This is a genomic window from Allokutzneria sp. A3M-2-11 16 (genome assembly GCF_024213555.1).
GTDB lineage: Bacteria > Actinomycetota > Actinomycetes > Mycobacteriales > Pseudonocardiaceae > Allokutzneria.
In genome coordinates, this window is sequence record NZ_JANAVO010000007.1 from 150,322 (window position 1) to 169,762 (window position 19,441).

Genomic DNA, 19,441 nt, shown 5'->3' on the forward strand with positions numbered 1-19,441 from the left:
GAGGGTGCCCGCCACACCGGCCCAGCTGGAGGTGTGGCTCGCGGGCCAGCGTGAACCGGAGTCCGGGCGCTACAACATCAACGTCGATCTGGAGTTCACCCCGGGCGTCGACGTGCCCGCGCTGCGGGCGGCGCTGCGGGACGTGCTCGCGGCGCATCCCGCGCTGCGCAGCCGATTCGACACCGACAACGGTGGGCTGACCCGCGTGGTCGAACCCGCCCCTCCGGTGGCGTTCGTCGAGCACCGCGAGCCCGGCCCCTTTGACCGCGCCCAGGCGCTGCGATGGGCGGCTGTCTCCGGCAAAGCGGTGTTCGACCTGGCCGTCGCGCCGCTGCTGCGCGCCGCGCTGCTGGTCAAGGACGACGGCGCGCTGTTCTCGGTCACGATGCACCACATCATCTCCGATGGCTGGTCCACCAACGTCTTCACGCAGGACCTGATCACTGCCTACCGCGCGCGGACCCGTGGGGAAACCGGGCTGTCCGTGCGGTCTTCGGCCGAGGAGCCCGAGTTCTACCCGGAGCTGGCCGAGGCCGCCGAGCAGCACTGGTCCACGGTGCTGCGCGACGCCCCCGCTCCGCTGGCCCCGCTGCACGACCTCGTCGCCGAGGACGGTCTGCCCGGACCGTCGGCAGATGTCGAGCTGGCTCTGCCCGCCGGGGTCATGGCGGACGTGCAGGCGTTGGCGCAGAAGGTGCGTGGCTCGTCGTCGGTCGTGCTGCTGGGCGCGTGGTCGGTGCTGCTGCACGCGTGGAGCGGCCGGTCGGACGGCACGTTCGGCATGGTCTTCTCCGGGCGCGAATACGGCGCGGAGGACGAGATCGACCTGCGCAGCCGGGTGCTGCCGATGCGCGACCGGCTCGACGCCGACCGGTCGTTCCAGGACGTGCTCGCCGGTCTCCGCGACCAGCTGCTCGACGCGTTGGAGCACTCGTCGGTGCCCGCCCAGCTGCTGCAACAGATCCGTCGGGAAAGCACCGAGCGCACGGTGTTCATGTACACCCCGGCCTACGAAGGCGAATGGCGGGTCGGGGACACCACGGTCCGGCGCTTCGACCACCCCGACGACACCACGAAGTACGAGTTCTCGATCAACGCGATCGAAGGCGCGGAGGGCATCCGGCTGTGCCTCTACTACGACTCGTCGCGCTACCGGGAAGCAACCGCGCGGCTGTTCGTCGAACAGCTCCGGGAACTGATCACGTCGGCCGTCGCCGAGCCACATCGCTCGTGCGGTGACCTGCTTTCGGTGTGCGACACCGGCCTCGCCCAGCTCCAGTCGCACGGAGCGCCCGTCGCACCGACCGCCGACCTGGTGCCCGACCTCGTGCTGCGGCACGCCGCCGAGCGGCCGGACTCCATCGCGGTCCGGCACGGCGAGCACGTGCTCACCTACCGGGAGCTGGTCGAGCAGGCGAGCGCGGTCGCGAACTGGTTGCGGGACAACGGAACTCGCCCTGGCGAGACCGTCGCACTGCTGTTGCCACCCGGCGCCGACACGCCCGTCTTCTGGCTCGGCTGCGTGCTGGCGGGCGCGGCGTACCTGCCGTTGGACCCCGCCTACCCGCAGGCCCAGCTCCAGCTGATCGTGGACGACGCCCGTCCGCCGGTGCTGGTCGTCGACCCCGGCTGCGAGGTCGACGTCAAGCAGCCGCAAGGCATCGTGGTGACGGTCACCGACCTGTACGCGCAGGCTCCCGCCGGGCCCGCCCCGGTGGTCGAGCGCGACGGGGGCTCCACCTTCTGTGTGCTCTACACGTCGGGAACCACGGGGCGCCCCAAGGGAGTCGTGCTGCCGCACCGGGGAATGGCCCGGCTCATGGAGCGGCCGGACTTCATCCCGCTCGACCCCTCCGACGTGATCGCGCAGCTGTGCCCGCTGAACTTCGACGGGGCGACCTACGAGATCTGGGGCGCCCTCGCCCACGGCGCGGAGTTGGTCGTGCTGGACAAGCACCTGGTGCTCAGCCCCCGCGAGATGCGGACCGTGGTGCGGGAACGCGGCATCACCACGCTGCTGGTGACGACGCCGCTGCTGAACCGGATCATCGAGGACGCGCCGGACCTGTTGCAGTCGCTGCGGCGGGTGTACTTCGGCGGCGAGATCATCTCGGTAGCGCACATGCGCCGGGCGCTGCGCTGGTGCGGGCCGAACGTGCTGCTGCACAGCTACGGTCCGACCGAGAACTCCTTCACCTCCACGTGGTTCGCCATCAACGAGGTCGACCCGAACGCGCGCACGCTGCCGATGGGCAGGCCGGTTCCGGGTACCGAGGCGCGCGTGGTCCTGGAGGGCACCACCACCCCGGTTCCACGCGGTGTCGCCGGTGAGCTGCTGCTCGGGGGCGTGGGGCTGGCGGACGGCTACCTCAACGACCCGGAGCTGACCGCCTCCCGGTTCGTCACCGCCGACGCGCGGCTGTACCGGACCGGCGACCGGGTGCGGTGGAACGCCGACGGGCTGCTGGAGTTCATCGGTCGCAACGACAACCAGGTGAAGATCCGCAGTCAGCGGGTCGAGCTGGGCGAGGTGGAGGCCGTCCTCGACGGGCACTCCGCGGTCACGTCGGTCTTCGTCACCGTGCACCGGAACCCGCGCGAGGAGAAGGAGATCGTCGCCTACGTGGTGGCGACGCGCGCGGTCGACCCGGCGGAGCTGCGGCAGTACGCGCAGACCCGGCTCCCGGGTTTCGCGGTCCCCCGGCACATCGTGGTCGTCGACGCGCTGCCGCTGACCCCGACCGGGAAGATCGACCGCCGCCGGTTGCCCGTCCCGGACCTCGGCGCGGCCCCGGTCGTGCGCACCACGGGCGTGCTGGACCAGGTGCGGTCGGCGTGGAAACGCGTGCTGGACCACGACATCACCGATCTCGACCTGAACTTCTTCGACGCGGGCGGCCACTCGCTGCTCCTGGTCAGGCTCCAGGACGAGCTGCGCGCGGCGACCGGAACCGAACCGTCCATCATGGACCTGATGCGGCACGTGACCGTGCGTGCGCAGGCGAATCTCCTTGGTGGAGAAGCACAATCGGCTACCGTCTACGCGGAGGCCCCGCAGCAGCGAACGGTCAAGGTGTCAGCGGCCGTTGCGGCACCGCAGGATGAGCGTCGCCACCACGTGCTCGCGCTCTCCGCACGCAGCACAGATGCGCTCTCTGTGGCCCGTGAGCAGCTCGCCGCCACTCGCGGGGTGCGGCTGGAGGACGTGGCCAGGACGCTCGACGGCCGCGAGCGCTTCGAACACCGGTTCGCCGTGGTGACCGACGACCTCGCGTCAGCGGCTCTCACCGTCGGCGAGGGAACCGTCACGCGCTCCGAGTCGGTTGTCTTCGCGTTCGGTGATTGTGTTGCGCCGCTTGGTGATTCCTACCGGTTGTTCCCGAAGATCCGTGAGCTTGCCGAGGGAAGGACCGGGGCCGAGCTGGCCTACGCTCTCCAGGTCGGCATCGCCGAGCAGTTCATCGAGTGGGGCGTCTCCCCCGCCGCGGTGTGCGGCACCGGCTCGGGCAGGCTGGCCGCGGCGACCGTCAGCGGCGCACTGTCCTTTTCGGACGGTCTGCGCGGAGCGACTGCCCTCGGCGTCCCGAAGCTGCGCTGGATCACCACCGAGCAGGACGGCCTCTCCGACACGGCCGGGCTCGCCGACCTGGCGAAGGTCGCTTGCCACGAGTTGGGGCCCACCGTCCTGCTCGACATCGGAACGGCTCCATCGCCGGAGATCACCGTCGCCGACGCCGTGGTCGTGCCCACCCTCACGCCTGGCGTTGCCGACGACCGCGCGCTGATGACCGCTGTCGCCGCCCTGTGGTGCCGGGGCGTCGACGTGGCGCTGTCCACCGGAGGACGACGCGTGCACCTCCCGGGACATCCCCTGTCCTGGGCCACTACCAAGAGCACGGAGGCTCAGCATGCCCGCACTACGCGGTGAGGCCGCCATCCTCGTCGAGCCCGGACGGGTGGAGGTGGAGGAGGTCGCGTTCCGCGACATCACCGAGGGCGAGGTGCTCGTCCGCAACGCGGTCGGCGCCATCTGCGGCAGCGACGTGCACCGGGTGCGCGCCGAGTCCCCGTTCTTCCGGGACATGCGCGACCACGAGTACCCGTGCCCGCCCGGCTACCCTGGCCACGAGGGGCTCGGCGAGGTCGTGGAGAGCCGGTCGCCGTTGTTCTCCCCCGGCGACCGGGTGCTGACCGTGCCGAACCACGCCTACATGGCCTCGTTCGCGCGCTACCAGACGATCTCCGACAAGTTCCTCCTGCACGTGCCGGTCAACGGCACGGCGATGCACTACCTGATGGCGCAGCAGCTCGGCACGGTCATCTACGCGCTGAAGCAGTTCTGGCCGCGTCCGGTCACCGGTGGGACGGCCGCGGTGGTCGGCACCGGGTCGGCGGGCATCCTGTTCGTGCAGATGCTCAAGCACCTCGGCTTCGACCGCGTGATCGCCGTGGACCTGGAGCCGGGCCGCTTGGAGCTGGCCAAGACCCTCGGCGCCGACGACGCGGTCCTGGCGCCGGGCCAGGACGTCGGCGAGGCCACCAAGGAGCTCACCGGCGGGCTCGGGGCGGACCTGGTGATCGAGGCCGCCGGGACCGACTCCGCGCGCGAGCACGCCATGGCGATGGTCGGCATGCGCGGGCGGCTGGGCTTCTTCGGGATGCCGGAGGACTACACGCTCTCGGTGCCCTACGCCGCGCTGTTCGGCAGGCAGGTCGCGCTGACCACCGCGGTCGGCGCGCAGATGGAGCCGGACCTCGCCTCCTTCCGCCAAGCGCTCCAGCTGGTGGTCGAGGACCGGATCGCGGTCAAGGACCACATCACGCACACCTTCGACATCAAGGACATCGCCACCGCGCTCGACCTCGCGCACGACCGGCTCGACGGTGTCGTCAAGGTCGGACTCACCTTCGACTAGGGGATCCACTGTGGACACTGACGTGCCAGGCGAGGCCGTCGCCATCATCGGGATGGGCGGCCGGTTCGCCAAGTCGCCCGACATCCCGGCCCTCTGGGCCAACCTGCGCTCCGGGCGGGACTGCTTCACCAGGGCCGAGGACCCCGTCGTCGAGGACGTCGGCGACGACACCCTGCGGGTGCACTCCTACGGGCTGATGCCGCACCGCGACCGGTACGACACCGGCCTGGTCGGCGCCGCCGAACTGGACCCGCAGCACGGCATCCTCTACGAGTCGCTGTGGCAGGCCGTCGAGGACGCCGGGCTGAAGTTCGGCGAGATCAACGAGCGGACCGCGGTCTACGCGGGCTGCGCGCGGACCAAGCACGTGCCGCGCGCGGCCTTCGACGAGGTCATGAACATCGACCCGACCTTCGCCGGACCGCACTTCTCCTACCTGCGGAACCTGCTCGGCGAGAGCGTCATGATCGACTCGGCGTGCGCCACGTCGGCGGTCGCGGTGCACCTGGCCTGCCAGAGCCTGCGGCTGCACGCCTGCGACTACGCCCTCGCCGGGGCCGTCGCGGTCCAGGAGGACGTCCAGGGTTGGTACCTGCGCCCGCCGCGCAGCATCCACGCCACCGACGGGATCAGCAGACCGTTCGACCCGCGCACCACCGGCGTGATCCCCGGCGACGGCTCGGGCGCGGTGCTGTTGCGCAGGCTGGCCGACGCGCTCCGCGACGGTGACCCGATCCACGCGGTGATCCGCGGCAGCGCCGTGGGCAACGACGGCGGCAACAAGCCCGGCTTCGTCATCCCCGGCGTGGACGGCAAGGTCAGCGTGGTGCGTAAGGCATTGGCCGTCGCCGGACTGTCCGGTGTGGACGTCGGCTACGTCGAGGCGCACGGCGTCGGCATCCCGCTCAACGACCAGATCGAGGCGACCGCGCTCACCGAGGCGCTCGGCGCGGAAGGGCCTCCGGTGGCCGTCGGCTCCGTCAAGGCGTCGGTCGGCCACTGCGACACCGCGGCCGGGATGGCCGCGCTCATCAAGACCTCCCTCGCCGTGCGCGAGGGTTTCCTGCCGGCGACACCGAACACCCGCGACCCGATCCCGGAGCTCACCAGGCACGGCGACCGTTTCGGCATCCTGCCGGAGGGTCGGCCGTGGGACTCCGCGGGCCGGTCGCGCGTCGCGGGTCTGATGTCGGCGGGAGTCGGGGGCACCAACGCGTTCCTGATCGTCGAGGAACCACCCGGCGTCTAGTCAACCACCACGTCCGAAGGGATTTTCCTCGTGTCACAGGCAACCCAGGTGTCCGGTCACGTCAGCGCCGACCTCTACGTGGAGGTGAAGAACTTCTACGCCAGGCAGATGCGCATCCTCGACGAGCTCGACGTGGACCGCTTCACCGAGACCTTCACCGAGGACGGCTCGGTCGAGCACCCGCACCGCACCGAGAAGGTCTCCGGCCGCACCGCCATGCGCGCCAAGATGCACAGCATGCTGCCGCAGTACCAGGGCCTGGTCACCCGGCACTGGTTCGACCACTTCCTGATCGAGGACGCGGGTGAGGGCGTCCTGCGCGTCACCTACTACTCGCTGGTGACCCAGACCAACACCCAGGACGAGGTGAAGTTCTTCTCCTCCTCCAGCGTCGAGGACCTGCTGGTGCGCGAGAACGGCGAGCTCAAGATCCGCGCCCGCGTCATCCTGCGCGACAAGCCCTGACCCACCCGAGGGGCGGGCGGGCTCTCGGGGGCCCGCCCGCCACGCCAGTGACGGAGTCTGCAGATGGATCGACTGCCCCCGGCCTCCTGGAACGACACCGCGCGCGCCTTCGACGACGACCTGTCCATGGTGGACCTCGTCGAACGCCAGGTGCACAAGGCCCCCGACGCCCCGGCGGTCCGGCTCGGCGGCGACGCCACCAGGTCCTACGCCGAGCTGTGGGCGGACTCCGGCGCACTGGCGAAGTTCCTCCAGGACAACGAGGTCGGGCGCGGTGACTTCGTCGGCATCCTGGTGGAGAACTCCTACACCTCCGTCGTGGCGGTGCTCGGCGTCCTCCGCTCCGGCGCCGCGTACGTGCCGCTCGACACGCGCTGGCCCGCTTCCCGTGTGGCACAACCACTCCAGCAACTCAGTGTCAAGTGGACGGTCACCTCACGGTCCTGGTTGCGGCGCGCGGAGGAGGCGGCGGACCTCGCCGGGACTGCGACCCGGTTCGTGTGCACGTCCTTCGAACCAGCACCGGAACCTGACCTGACCGACGAGATCCAGAGCATGCTCTGGGACGAACTAGCGAACGAACCCGAGCTGGCCCGCGCCTCCGGCTTCACCGACGAGTTCTCCCCGGCGCAGATCCAGACCTACGTCGAGCACGTCCGCGACCTTGTCGGCCCCGCCTCGCGCGTGGTGGAGGTCGGTTGCGGCGCGGGCCTGATCGCCAAAGCGCTGAAAACCAAGTCCTACAAGGGAATCGACATCTCCCCGGCCACCGTCGAGCGTGCCGCCCGTGAGGTTCCCTCCGGCGAGTTCCACCACGGCACCGCGCTCGACCTGCCTCGGCTCGTCTCGCCGGGCGGCGCGGATGTCGTGCTGCTGGCCAGTGTCACCCAGTTCTTCCCCGACTTCGAGTACCTGCGTGCCGTGCTGCGCGACGCGCTCGCCACCGTCGCCCCGGGTGGCGCCGTGGTGCTCGCGGATGTCGTCGACCCCGCTACCGGCGGGACCCTATTCGGCGTGTCACCGCAGTGGTTCTCCCGGCTCGGCACGGCTCTGGGTGTTGCCGTCTCGGTCGAGGTGCGCAGGCGGTCCGGCCCAGAATGGCACCCGCTCATCAAGGACCGCTACGACGTAGTTCTCCGGCGTGGCACGGAGTCTGTCGCGGCGGAGCCGGTCGTGACGCACTGGGCGTCGCTGTCCGGCTCCGTCCCCGCCGAGGGCCCGGGGCCGACCGACACCGCGTACGTGATCTTCACCTCCGGCTCCACCGGAGTGCCCAAGGGCGTCTCGGTCCGCCACCGCAGCGCGGTGAACCTGATCCAGTGGGTCAACGAGCGCTACGACATCGGCCCGGACGACACCCTGCTGTGGGTGACGGCGCTGACCTTCGACCTGTCCGTCTACGACCTCCTCGGCACCCTGGCCGCGGGCGCGGCGATCCGCGTCGCGCCACCGGCCGAGCTGGGCGACCCCGTGCTGCTGGCGGAGGTCCTGACGCGGGAGCCGATCACCTTCTGGGACTCCGCCCCGGCCGCGCTGAGCCTCGTGATGTCCATTGTGGACGAACTGCCGCCCTCGTCGATCCCCGCGCTGCGCCTGGTCTTCCTCAGCGGCGACTGGGTTCCGCTCACCCTGCCCGACCGCGTCCGGACGCACTTCCCGGAGGCCCACGTGGTGGCGCTCGGCGGGGCGACGGAGGCCACGATCTGGTCCAACTACTTCGACGTCGCCGAGATCGACCCGGGCTGGGCGAGCATCCCCTACGGCAAGCCGATCCACAACGCCCGCTACTACGTGCTCGACGACGAGCGCCGCGTCTGCCCGATCGGCGAGGAGGGCGACCTCTACATCGCGGGTACGGCCCTCGCTGACGGCTATGTCGGCGACGGCGACCTCAACGCCCGCAAGTTCCTCCCGGACACCGTGCTCGGCGTCCCCGGCGAGCGCATGTACCTCACCGGGGACCGGGCGCGCTGGAAACCCGACGGCAACATGGAGTTCCTCGGCCGCCGCGACGACCAGGTCAAGATCCGCGGCTACCGCGTCGAGCTCGGCGACGTCATGGCGGCGCTGCGCCAGCTCCCCGGGGCGGTGGACTGCGCGGTGGTGACCACGCCGGGCGACGACGGCCCGGAGCTGCTCGGGGCGGTGGCCTCGGCCGCGCTCACCCCGCGCGAGGTCCGCGCCCACCTGGCGGAACACCTGCCCAGCTACATGGTCCCCGACCACGTCCTCGTCCTGCCGACGCTGCCGGTGGGACCGACCGGCAAGGTCGACCGCAACGCCCTGTCCCAGGCGCTGACGCACTCCCGCAGGCGCTGAACCCGAACCACGTTCGCTGCCCGAGCCCCCTGGTCGCCAAGGAGCGACAACCTCCCCATCGCTGTGTCCACAGCGGTCACTCGATCTGGTTCTCACCGCGCTGCCGGTCAGCGGCGGTGCGAAAGTCGAAGCCAGTGCGGGCGCGGGGGTGAGCCGTGGCAGATGCCGTGGGGTTGATCAGGTCGTTGTTGCTGGCGCGGACTCCGCCTGACCCGTACCCGGTGTACGAGGCGCTGCGGGCGGACCCGGGGGTGCACCACTTCGCGCCGCTGGACGCGTACCTGGTGACCCGGCACGCCGACTGCGCCGCGCTGCACCGGGACCGGAGCCTGCGGGTGATCAACGGCGTGCAGCAGGGGCGGCGGCGGGTGGGGCAGTGGCCGCCGGAGATCCTGGCCTCGATCGAGCAGTGGCCGGTGTACCGCAATCCTCCTGGGCACTCCGCGTTGCGCCAGGCCGCTGCGCCCTACTTCACGCCGAGCCGGGTCGCGGCGCTGCGCGCGTTCGTGGAGCGGGAGTGCGAGCGAGCCCTGGACGAACTCGCCCGGCACGGCCGCGACGGCACGGCGGTCGACCTGGTTCCGGTGCTGGCCGCGGTACCGATGCGGACGATGGTGCACGTGCTCGGACTGCCCGCGGCGGACGTCGGGACGCTGGTGGAGCTGATGTCGGAGTTCTCGTTGCTGTTCGAGGTGGTGCTGTCCCAGGCGCAGAACCGCCGCCTGGCCGCGAGCCACGGCCGCCTGGTCGCCTACTACCTGGACCGGATCGCGGCCGCGCGGACAGGCCGGTTCGCCGACCTGGTCGCGCACTGGAGCGATGTCGGCGGCGGGAAGTCACCGCGACAGGTCGCGGGCATGCTCGCCGGGCTGATGCTGGCCGGGTTCGAGACGTCTCTGGGGCTGCTCGGCAACGGCGCGCGAGCACTGGCGCTGCACCCCGACCAGGCACGGCTGCTCGCGCACCGCCCCGAACTCGCCGAGGCCGCGGTGGAGGAGGTACTGCGGTGGGACAGCCCCGTACAGGTCAACACGCGCCTGGCCGGGCGCACGATGGCCGTCGCCGGAACGGTGATTCCAGAAGGAGCGGTGGTGGGGCTGGTGTACGGCTCCGCGCACCGCGATCCGGACCGCTACCCCGATCCTGACCGGTTCGACATCACCAGGACCGGGGTGCGGCCGCTGAGCTTCGGCTTCGGCGTGCACCACTGCGTGGGCTCCCAGCTGGCCCGGATGGAAGCCGCCGTGGTGCTGGCCGCGCTGGCGAGGCGGTTCCCCCGGCTCCGCCTCGCCGGGACACCGACGCTGCGGCAGCCGTGCTTCACCATCCGCGCGCTCCAGGCGCTGCCGGTGCGGACCGCGTGAGCTACGCGTCGAGCACGAACCGCCCGCCCCGCACGATCGCCGTGGTCAACGTGCCCTCGGGCAGCCCGACGTGGTTGTTGCCCGGCGTGTAGACACCGGTGACTCCCTTGTAGGACAACGTTTCCAGGCGATCCCGTGCTTGAGCGCGGTCGTCGGTGGACGCGTACGCCTTGGTCAGCATCCCCAGCGCGTCCGCGGCGAAGCACGGGTACGCCCCCGGCTGGCCGTGCTGCTCCTCGAACGTGGAGGCGAACAACCGCATCGTCCGCAGGTTCGGCAGCTCCGGCGGCGCCTCACGGTGCACCGTCGCCCACGGAACCAGCACTCGCACCCCCTCGGCGGCCGGACCCGCGGTGCTGAAGAACAACGGGTGCGAGGCGGACGGGCTGCAGTAGATCCGCTTGGTCCAGCCCAGCTCGCGCGCCTGGGCCACCGCGAGGCCGTTGGACGGGGGCAAGCCGAAGACCGAGATCGTGTCCGGCCGGGCCGCGATCAGCTGCTTCAGCTGCGGGCGGAAGTCCGTCTCGGTGTTCCCGAACTGCGCCACTCCTGCGTTGTCCAGCCCGAACCCGGCCAGCCGCGCCAGGTCCTCGTCGAACTTCGGGCCCGTCCACGCCGAGCCGATCAGCGTCGCCGTCCGCCGCAGACCGTCGCGCCGGGCGTCCCGGGCGATCGCCTTGATCAGATCCAGACCGAACGGCGCCCGCGAGGTGAACACGAAGGTGTTGGTGGGGTCGGCCAGACCCGTGATCAGCGGGTTCACCATCGGCACCCCCGCCGCTTGGGCCGCATCCCGCAACGGCCCCACCGTGAACGGCGACGAGGTGCCGATCAGGCCGTCCACGCGGTCCTGCTCGATCAACGCCGCCGCGGCCGCCGCCGTCGCCGCCGCCGTGCCCTTGGTGTCCCGCTCCACCAACGTCACCGGCCGGTGCCCGGGCAGCGCCCCCGATTCGACCATGTCCCGCATCCGCCGCAGACCCAGCAGCTGCCGCTCACCGTGCCCCGAACCCGGCCCCGACAGGTCCAGCAGCACACCCACCTTGATCGGCCGCGCCGACGCCGCACGGGCCCCGGCCGTGGCCACACCCGGCCCTGCCAACGCCGCCGACACCACCGCCGCACCACCGGTCAGCACCGAACGCCGGGACACCACCCGGCCGGATGCCTTGTCCTGCACCATCACCGCGCTCCTCACTGCCGCATGACAAACACCTGACTGTCCGCCCAGCACCCACCGCACGGCGTCCTGAAATCAGCCCGATTCACCACAACGGGCACAACCTCTCCACACAACTCACGTCAGCCAGAGGTGGTGTAGACGGGAACGCTGTCGTAGCAGCGCTCCACAAGCACGCCGTGCCAGCGCAGTTCCGCCTCGGCGACCGCAAGCCGCAGGCCCGGGAAAGTGGTGAACAGCGCGGTGAGCGCGATCGTGCCTTGCAGGCGGGCCAGCGGCGCTCCCGGGCAGTAGTGCGGCCGGAGCCCGAAGGCCAGGTGTGCGGCCGCCCGGTCGCGGCCCGGACGCACCGCGTCGGGGTCGGGGAACACCTGAGGATCCCGGTTGGCCGCGGCCACGCTGACCAGCACAACCGCGCCCTGCGGGATCACGGTGTCGCCAATCGTCACCTCGTCCAGGGCGAAACGCCAAGTGGCCACGGTGAATGGGCTGGCCAGGCGCAGCAGTTCCTCGGTGAGGTCCGCCGCGCTGGCCTCCTCGCACAGGGCCGCGCGTAGTTCGGGGGCGCGCATGAGTTCCATCGCGCCGACCGCGATCAACGTGGTGGCGGGCGAGATTCCGCCGGAGTACAGGCCCCACGCGACCGAGGTCAGCTCCTGTGCCGACAGGTCCCCGCGCTGGTGCGCCCGCACCAGGTGGGTGAGCACGTCGTCACCGGGCGAGCGTCGTTTCTCCCCGATGATCCGCGCCCACAGCCGGAAGACCTCGACCCGGTCCTGTCGCACTTGCGGGTGATCGGGGTCGCGGGCGTTGATCAGCGACAGGGTCAACGCGCTGAGCCGGGGCGAGTACTCGGTGGCGATGCCCAGCATCGCGGCGGTGACCCGGGTGGCCAGCGGCCGGGCGTAGTCGGCGATCAGGTCCGCTTCGTCCGAAGCCGCCATACCGTCCAGTAGGTGGGCGCACGTCTGCTCGATGAACGGTTTCCAGCGCAGCGAGGCCGCCTGCGAGAACAACGGCGTCAACACCGCGCGCAGCCGCTGATGGTCGGCCCCGTCGCTGTTGAGCAGGTGGCGGCCCTCGACGGCGAAGATGTCGTCGGGATACCGGCGTCCCCCGAAGCCCTGCCGCGGATCGGGCAGTCTGCGCATGTCGTGGACCAGACGGGCCTCGGCCAGGGCCTGCCGGGCCTGCACGGCACCGGTGACCAGCCAGACCACGAGCTCACCCGGCAGCACGACCCGCTGGACCGGGGCTCGCTCGCGCAGTTCTCGGAAGGTCGTGTGCGGATTCCAGCGCGCCGGATCACCGGTGACCAGCCGCGGGTAGGGGCATCGCGTCAGTGGGCCGAACAGCTGCCGCGGCCATGAACCGTCCACAGTGGAGTCCACGGAGCGAGCATAGGCCGCCGTCACGCACCCCTGCTCGCGCAGCCGTGGGCTCGGGGGAAGAGCCGGTCACGATGCGGCGGGGCGGTCAGTCTGTAGCCGAACGTCGAGTCCCCCGCTGTCGAAGGTCTGTTTCAGTGAGCTTCGACGGTCCACGCGGGGTCGAGGCGGATCAGGTCGCCGGTGATGTCACGGAGGTCGCTCATCGCTTCCGACCTGTCGCGCAGACCGGGAAAGCGATCGGTGCGGTAGCGCTCGTGGTCGGCCTGCGAGTTCCACAGCGACAGCACCAGGAACTCCGCCTCGCCACGTCGGGAGAACATCCCGCCCCGCATGCCGGACGCGGCCTCCATGCCCGGGTTCCACACGGTGGCCTGTGCCCGGACGAAGTGCTCCTGACGGCCGGGCTTCACGTGGCAGTGCGCGAGTCGCACGACCGACCCCGGCGCAACGTCGGCGGGCAGGCCCGCGCCGATGACCAGCTGCGATTCCCAGAGGCCGACCTGGATCGCGTCGTAGGCGCCCGCCTGATCGGCCGCGACGCGGTCGTGCTCCCCGGCCATGAACCGCTCGTGGTCCGCCTGGTTGTCCCAGAATGCGAAGACATGTGCGATATCGGGCTCACCGCGGCTCCACCCGCCGAACTGCCCGAGGAACCCCGGCAGACCCGCCAGCTCCGACCACGCGCGCTGTCCCCGGTCGAAGGCGCCCGCGTCGACCGCGCGGCACCTGACCCACTTGATGATCACCTCCGGAAGCCTAGGCGCGAGTAGGGAATCGGGTGCGCGTAACCGAAGGCGTGGACGTTGGCGACCCCGGCTCGGGCGGCGACGATGCCGGGCCGCTGCAGCAGCGGGATCTTGTACGCGATCGTCCACATCCGGTGGTCGAGCTGGTGGATCAGCTCGGCCTGGCGCCGTTCGTCGAGTTCCTCGGTGGCGCGGGCGAACAGGTCGCGGATCACCGGATCTCCCTCACCCTCGGCGGAATCGTGCTTCCACGGCAGCTTCGTGAAGAAGCGCCGTTTCTCCGAGACGGGGAAGGGCGAACCGATCCAGCTGGTGGAACTGAGGTCGAAGCGGCCGGCGCCGATGTAGTCCTCCATCATCCGGTCCACGGCGACGGGCAGGATCTCCACCCGGACACCGATCCGGGCGAGCTGGTCCGCGGCCAGCCTCGCCTCCAGCTCGGCCGCGCCGCCGCCGATCGGGATCACGTAGCGCAGGGCCAGTTCGCGGCCGTCCTTGCGGCGCACGGCCCCCTCCCGCCGCCAGCCGAGCTCGTCGAGCTTCCGGTTGGCGGCGTCGGGGTCGTGCGCGATGGCGGCGGGGCTGTCGGCGTAGTGCCGGGCGCCCGGCAGCAGGATGAGGCTGTTGAGCAGCCTGGCGTGCGGGACCTGCTCGGCGTAGTGGGCGCGCAGCACGGAACCGCGGTCGAGGCCCTGCACCACCGCGCGGCGCAGGTCCGGATCGGCCAGCAGCGCGCCAGGTCGGCCGTTGACGTCGAGGTGGCGGCTGGTGCGGGTGGGCCCCACGGTGACGCGCACACCGTTGACCGCCTGTGCCTGCCTCATGCTCACCAGGTCCGGCGCGAGGTTCGCGACGTCGAGTTCGCCCGCGGCCAGCGCCTCGGTCGCCTGCTCGGAGGGGATGACCCGGTAGACGAGGCGGTCCAGCTTCGGCCGCTCGCCCCACCACCTCTCGTCGCGCGCCAGCACGACGACCTTCTGCCCCGGATCGGCCTCGACGAACCGGAACGGTCCCGCGGTCGTGCCGGGCCGCTCCCGCCAGCCGTCGTTGAAGACCACCGGGTCCCGGGTCAGCGATCGGGGCAGCAACGGGCTGAACAAGCTCTTCCAGTCGGCGAAGCGGTTGCGGAACACCACCCGCACCTCGCGGTCGTCACCGCCGCGCTCCACCGAGGCCAGCTCGGTGTAGCCCTCGCTGGAGTTGACCTCGAAGCGAGGATCGACCATCGCCCGCCACTGGGCGTGGAAGTCCTCCCAGGTGATCGGCGACCCGTCGTTCCACGTGGCCTTCGGGTTGATCCGGTACACCACCTCCTGCCGCGGCTCGGTCGCGGTCAGGCGCGCCGACGTGAGGTAGTCGGGGTTGGGCTCGGCCGCCCCGTCCGCGCCGTGCCGCCACACCGTCGGCAGCAGGGCGGGCGCGAGCTCGTGGATGCCCAGGTTCGCGTGCACGCTGAGCCGGTTGAACGTCGACGGGAACTCCGACAGCGACCACCTCAGGCTTCCGCCCTCGGCGACCCGCTCCGGCGGCACCTCGTCCGCCCCGGCAGGCGCGGTCGGAGCGGGCGCGCACGCGGGCAGCACCAGCAGAACACTGATCAACGTCAGCAGAAGCCGTCGCATGACACCACTCCTCACGCGCTGTGGACAGGCCGCAGCAGCTGTTCGATCTCCAGTAGCTCGGCCTCGGTCAAGGGACCGCGTTCCAGCACCGCCGCGGTCTCCTCGACGTGGCGGACGGTGCGGCACCCGGGGATCGGCACCGTGTTCTTGTTCCGCGCCCACAACCACGCCAGCGCGCCCTGGGTGAGGGTGCGGCCGTCGCCGGTCAGGATGTCGCGCACCGCATCGCGGCGAGCCAGGAACTCCGGCGTCGGCCGTCCATTGTGGAAGTACACGAGCCACTCCGGCGGGTCGCCGCGGATGTCGTTGGCGGGCAACGTGATGTGCCGCCAGTCCCGGTCCGCCAGCAGCCCCATCGCCAGGGGACTGCGGCACAGCAGCGCGAGCGTCCGCTGCTCGGCCAGCTCGTAGAGTTCGGGTCGGTCCCGCAGGACGTTGGCCTCCGCCTGGACCACGGCGCAGTTCGGTCCTTCGGCGAACACCGCGGCCCGTGCCGGGTCGTCGGTGCTCCAGCCGTAGCAGCGCACGAGCCCTTCGCGCACCAAGCCCTCGCAGGCATCGCGCAGTTCGGCCGCCAGCAAGGGTTCCAGGTCGCCCAGGTGCAACTGGTAGATGTCGACGTAGTCGGTTCCCAGCCGCTGCAACGACGCGGTCAACGCCCGCCGCAGGTACTGCGGTGTCGCGTCCTCACCGGTCAGCTCGCGCCGCGCGGCGTCGAGGGTGTAGCCCCACTTCGTCGCGAGCACCACCTCCTCGCGGTGCCCGGAGAACGCCACCGCCAGCAGTCGCTCGGCGTGGCCCGCCCCGTAGGCGTCGGAGGTGTCGAACAACCGCACGCCGAGGTCGAAAGCCTTGCGCAGCGCCGCGATGGACTCCGCGTCGTCCGCGCTCCCCCAGCCCAGCTGCTGCCCCGCGAAGCGGAACGGGCCACCCATGGCCCAGGTCCCCACGCCCAGCGCGGGGACCTCCACGTCCCACCGGCCGAGCCGTCTCGTCATCACCATGGCCGCACACCCTAGCTCTGTACCTACTAGTATGTATAGTCTGCCACGCACCCGCGACTGATCGAGGAGGGCTCGTGCGACACGACCGCTGGCTCATGCGAGCCGTGAAACTGGCCGTCCTGATCGGCGCCCTCGGCCTTCTCGTGGAGGGCCTGTTCGAGCTCAAGCTCCTCGTCCGGCCATTCGTCGAGCCACCGTCGGTGCCCGGCCAGGCGAAGATCATCGAGCACTTTCTGGTCCAGCACATCGCTTTCCCCGTGATCGGCCTGCTGCTGGTGTTCGCGCCGTCGCGGCTCGCGGGGTTCGCCGCCGCACGGCCCGCGACCGTCCTCTTAGGACTGATCGCGGTGGCGGTGACGATCCCGGAGGCGATCGTGTCGGCCGGTGACCTGTTCCGGCCTTACCCCTTCGACCTGCACAGCGGTCTTCTGGAGCGCGTCCAGTTGCTCGACGTGGGCGGGGTCCGGCTGAACGTGCTGCAGGCGGCGCACCTCGCCTGCTCGCACGTCGCGCTCATGGGCAGCGTCGTCGCGCTGGCGATCGCCGGTCCGCCGCTGCTCCAGCGCTTCGCCGGCCCCCGCACGTCACGGTGACCCGCTGCCCCAGCTGCCCCGCAGCTAGCCAACCTGAAAAGCCCGCGTGATCGGGGACAGAACGCGCCCCTGCGCCGGATGGGATCATCGTGCGGCGATGACGACACCACGTGACTACGATGCCGATCCCGATCGATATCGGCTCGGCATGCGAACCACGCGCGAGCACCTGAAACCCGGTGTGAGCCTGTACGCGACCATCGCTGGCGCACTCCACCAGGAGGGTGCGCGCACCGTGCTCGATCTCGGTTGCGGTGAAGGCGAGCTGTCCTCGGCGATCACCTCGAACCAGGTGTGGCTGGCCGGTGCCGATGCCTCCGCCGAAATGCTCGCCACCGTCACCTTCCCGGCGGTGCAGGCCGACGCCGCGGCGCTGCCCTTCGCCGAAGCCGCTTTCGATGCGGTGGTGGCCGTCAACATCCTCGACCACCTACCCCGTCCGGCGGAGGCCCTCATCGAGGTGCACCGGGTCCTGCGCCCAGGCGGACTGCTGATCGCCGCGTGCATCAGCCGGCACGACTCCCCCGAGCTCGCCCACGTCTGGACACCGGCCCCGTCGCCGTTCGACTCCGAAGACGCACCCGAGATCGTTGCCACCGTCTTCGCCGAGGTGGATGTGCGGCCCTGGGACGAGCCCCTTCTGCGACTGCCAGATCGGCAAGCGGTCCAGGACTACCTCCGCGCCCGCTTCGTGCCCGCACGCGCCGCCGCTACCGCGGCCGACCAGGTGGACGTCCCGCTGTGGCTGACCAAACGCGGCGCCCTGATCCTCGGGCGCAAAGCGGCCACCGGCCAGTGACCGACGCGGTCGCAGTGGTGTGAGACCGGCGTCGCACCTCACGCGAGGAGCGTGCCCGGGGCAGGCTGGTACGGCTGGAAGAAGTCGTTGGCGCTCGCCCCGGCCAGGGTGAGGGCCAGCGTCGGCACCGCCACACCGTCGATCTGCTCGCGGATGATGTCGGCGTGCCCCGCGTGCCGGGCGCACTCCTCGACCAGGTGCACCAGGAAGTAGCGAGCGTGGATCGGCCGGGCGTCGAAGATCCCGTGCCACGGCGCGGGAGGCGCTGTGGTGTCGCCGGCCGGATCGGTCGCGGCGACCGTGGCCAGCAGCTGAGCCCGCAGCTGGTCGAAGTCCTCGATGGTCCCGGCCACCGTCTCGTCATCGCGCACGGTGAAACTGTCGGTGAACGCGGCGTACGCCGCCGCATCGACCGGCTGCTCGGTGACTTCGGTTGTCAACCGCTCCAGCGCTCCCCGCATGACGTAGGCCGCGTGTTTGATGATGCCCCCGACCGACAGCGCACTCCGGCACGGCGTCTCGCGCGCCTGCTCCTCGGTCAGACCGAACGCGGCGGCGCGGATGGCCGTGAGCTGCTCGTCGATGTAGTTGACCAGGCCGGTGACCTCGTCGTGCTGGGCAGGTGCGTACATTGTTCGACCTCCAGGCTCCAGGGTGGTGTGGAGACGAGTCTGCCGACCATAAAGGTCAGTTCCTGTCCTCGATCTGACCGTCCGACGATCGCCGGGCGTTCATCGCAGGGATCGCTGCACGATTGCCCTGAGCTGCGGTTCGATCTTGGCCGTGGTGTGCGCCATCACGACGACACCCAGGTCTTCGCTCGGGTCCGCCCACCACGTCGTGCCGCCCGCGCCCGGCCACGTCACCTCACCCACCGAACCCGGGGTGGGCGAACCACCGATCCGCCGCCGCACCGCGAGCCCGATGCCGAAACCGTGCCCGGGGTTCCAGCCCGGCTTCTCCAGGCTGCTGGTGTCCGTGCCCGGGGCAAGCTGGTCCGACAGCATGTACTCAACGGTCTTGCGGCCGAGCAGCGGATTTCCCTTGTCCAGCAACATCTGGACGAACCGCAGGTAGTCACCCGCCGTACTGACCAGACCCGCCCCACCGGAGTGGAACCGCGCGATCGACAGATCGGGCAGCACATGCGGCGGCAACGGGCGGGCGAACCGGTCTCGACGCCCCTCCGGAACACCGAAGGTGGTGTCCGACATCCCCAGCGGCGCGCAGACCTCGCCCCGCAGGAAGTCACCCAGCGACGCGCCCACCACGGACTTGATGATCAGTCCCGTGAGGTCCAGCCCCCAGCCGTAGTGCCACATCGTGCCCGGTTCGTGCAGCAGAGGCAGCGCGCTCAACCTGCTGACGAACTCCTCACCGGTCAGGTCCGTCATCCCGTCGCCCACTGCCTCCGCGTACAGCTTGTGCACCGCCGAGTCGCCGAGCAACCCCTCAGGCATGCCCGCCGTGTGCCTGAGCAGGTCGAGGACTGTCGGTTGCACCGACCACCCGGCGAACTGGGGAAGGTACGTGCTGATCGGCTCATCCAGTACGAGCTGACCTCGTTCGACCAGCAGCATCGCGCCGGCCGCCGTGATCGGCTTGCTCATCGACGCGATCCAGAACAAGGCGTCCGTCGTCATCGGGGCACCTCTGGCCTTGTCCCGATAACCAAAGGCTTCGAAGAAGACCACCTGGCCGCGATGCACGACCCCCACCACAGCGCCCGGCAACCGGTCGGCCGATACCTCGGCCTCGATGAACTCAGCCACCCTCTCCATGGGTCGACATCA

At 70.8% G+C, this 19,441-nt stretch carries 15 protein-coding genes; 8 read left to right on the forward strand and 7 right to left on the reverse strand.

Translation table 11 applies throughout. The annotated features are described in order from the left end of the window. Window positions 1-4: 4 nt before the first annotated feature. The 6 genes from NLX83_RS29535 to NLX83_RS42050 all read left to right on the forward strand — a co-directional run bounded on the left by NLX83_RS29535 (window position 5) and on the right by NLX83_RS42050 (window position 10,313). The gene (locus NLX83_RS29535) at window positions 5-3,928 is read left to right on the forward strand and encodes a non-ribosomal peptide synthetase (RefSeq protein WP_254238488.1); all 3,924 of its coding nucleotides are present in this window, start codon (window positions 5-7) and stop codon (window positions 3,926-3,928) included. Next, window positions 3,909-4,916 carry a zinc-binding dehydrogenase gene (locus tag NLX83_RS29540; protein ID WP_254238489.1) on the forward strand — a complete coding sequence of 336 codons (1,008 nt, stop codon included), beginning with the start codon at window positions 3,909-3,911 and terminating at the stop codon, window positions 4,914-4,916. The genes NLX83_RS29535 and NLX83_RS29540 overlap by 20 nt, the downstream gene beginning before the upstream one ends. Before the next feature lie 10 nt (window positions 4,917-4,926). Next, entirely contained in the window at window positions 4,927-6,165 is a 1,239-nt protein-coding gene (locus NLX83_RS42045; RefSeq protein WP_254238490.1) for a polyketide synthase, read from the forward strand. Window positions 6,166-6,195: 30 nt separating this feature from the next. Continuing rightward, window positions 6,196-6,630, forward strand: a complete 435-nt coding sequence (locus tag NLX83_RS29550) for a nuclear transport factor 2 family protein (RefSeq protein ID WP_254238491.1) — start codon at window positions 6,196-6,198, stop codon at window positions 6,628-6,630. Between the two features lie 63 nt (window positions 6,631-6,693). Further along, window positions 6,694-8,949, forward strand: coding sequence for an amino acid adenylation domain-containing protein (locus NLX83_RS29555; RefSeq protein WP_254238492.1), 2,256 nt, complete (start codon window positions 6,694-6,696; stop codon window positions 8,947-8,949). A gap of 155 nt (window positions 8,950-9,104) precedes the next feature. Next, the gene (locus tag NLX83_RS42050) at window positions 9,105-10,313 is read left to right on the forward strand and encodes a cytochrome P450 (protein WP_254238493.1); all 1,209 of its coding nucleotides are present in this window, start codon (window positions 9,105-9,107) and stop codon (window positions 10,311-10,313) included. 1 nt (window position 10,314) lies between these two features. On the opposite strand, the gene NLX83_RS29565 is transcribed toward NLX83_RS42050, so the two are convergent. From NLX83_RS29565 to NLX83_RS29585, 5 genes are all read right to left on the reverse strand, one after another. Then, window positions 10,315-11,496 carry an ABC transporter substrate-binding protein gene (locus NLX83_RS29565; protein ID WP_254238494.1) on the reverse strand — a complete coding sequence of 394 codons (1,182 nt, stop codon included), beginning with the start codon at window positions 11,494-11,496 and terminating at the stop codon, window positions 10,315-10,317. A gap of 119 nt (window positions 11,497-11,615) precedes the next feature. Beyond that, window positions 11,616-12,884 (reverse strand): cytochrome P450, encoded by a 1,269-nt coding sequence (locus NLX83_RS42055; RefSeq protein WP_254238495.1) that lies wholly within the window; start codon window positions 12,882-12,884, stop codon window positions 11,616-11,618. A 131-nt stretch (window positions 12,885-13,015) separates the two neighbouring features. Continuing rightward, the gene (locus NLX83_RS42060; protein ID WP_254238496.1) at window positions 13,016-13,630 is read right to left on the reverse strand and encodes a DUF4937 domain-containing protein; all 615 of its coding nucleotides are present in this window, start codon (window positions 13,628-13,630) and stop codon (window positions 13,016-13,018) included. Further along, window positions 13,627-15,252 carry an ABC transporter family substrate-binding protein gene (locus NLX83_RS29580; protein WP_254238497.1) on the reverse strand — a complete coding sequence of 542 codons (1,626 nt, stop codon included), beginning with the start codon at window positions 15,250-15,252 and terminating at the stop codon, window positions 13,627-13,629. Before NLX83_RS29580 ends, NLX83_RS42060 begins: the two co-directional genes overlap by 4 nt. 11 nt (window positions 15,253-15,263) lie before the next feature. Next, on the reverse strand, window positions 15,264-16,256 hold the full coding sequence (locus tag NLX83_RS29585) for an aldo/keto reductase (protein WP_254238498.1): 993 nt from the start codon (window positions 16,254-16,256) through the stop codon (window positions 15,264-15,266). Between the two features lie 74 nt (window positions 16,257-16,330). On the opposite strand from NLX83_RS29585, the gene NLX83_RS29590 reads away from it, so the two are divergent. Together NLX83_RS29590 and NLX83_RS29595 are read left to right on the forward strand one after the other, a co-directional pair. Next, the gene (locus NLX83_RS29590) at window positions 16,331-16,849 is read left to right on the forward strand and encodes a hypothetical protein (protein WP_254238499.1); all 519 of its coding nucleotides are present in this window, start codon (window positions 16,331-16,333) and stop codon (window positions 16,847-16,849) included. Window positions 16,850-16,946: 97 nt separating this feature from the next. Further along, window positions 16,947-17,648, forward strand: a complete 702-nt coding sequence (locus NLX83_RS29595) for a class I SAM-dependent methyltransferase (RefSeq protein ID WP_254238500.1) — start codon at window positions 16,947-16,949, stop codon at window positions 17,646-17,648. 38 nt (window positions 17,649-17,686) lie between these two features. Here NLX83_RS29595 and NLX83_RS29600 read toward each other — a convergent pair whose 3' ends face one another. After that, the gene (locus NLX83_RS29600) at window positions 17,687-18,280 is read right to left on the reverse strand and encodes a DinB family protein (RefSeq protein ID WP_254238501.1); all 594 of its coding nucleotides are present in this window, start codon (window positions 18,278-18,280) and stop codon (window positions 17,687-17,689) included. A gap of 99 nt (window positions 18,281-18,379) precedes the next feature. Next, a complete protein-coding gene (locus NLX83_RS29605; protein ID WP_254238502.1) occupies window positions 18,380-19,420 on the reverse strand; it encodes a serine hydrolase domain-containing protein in 1,041 nt (346 codons plus the stop codon). Between the last annotated feature and the right edge of the window lie 21 nt (window positions 19,421-19,441).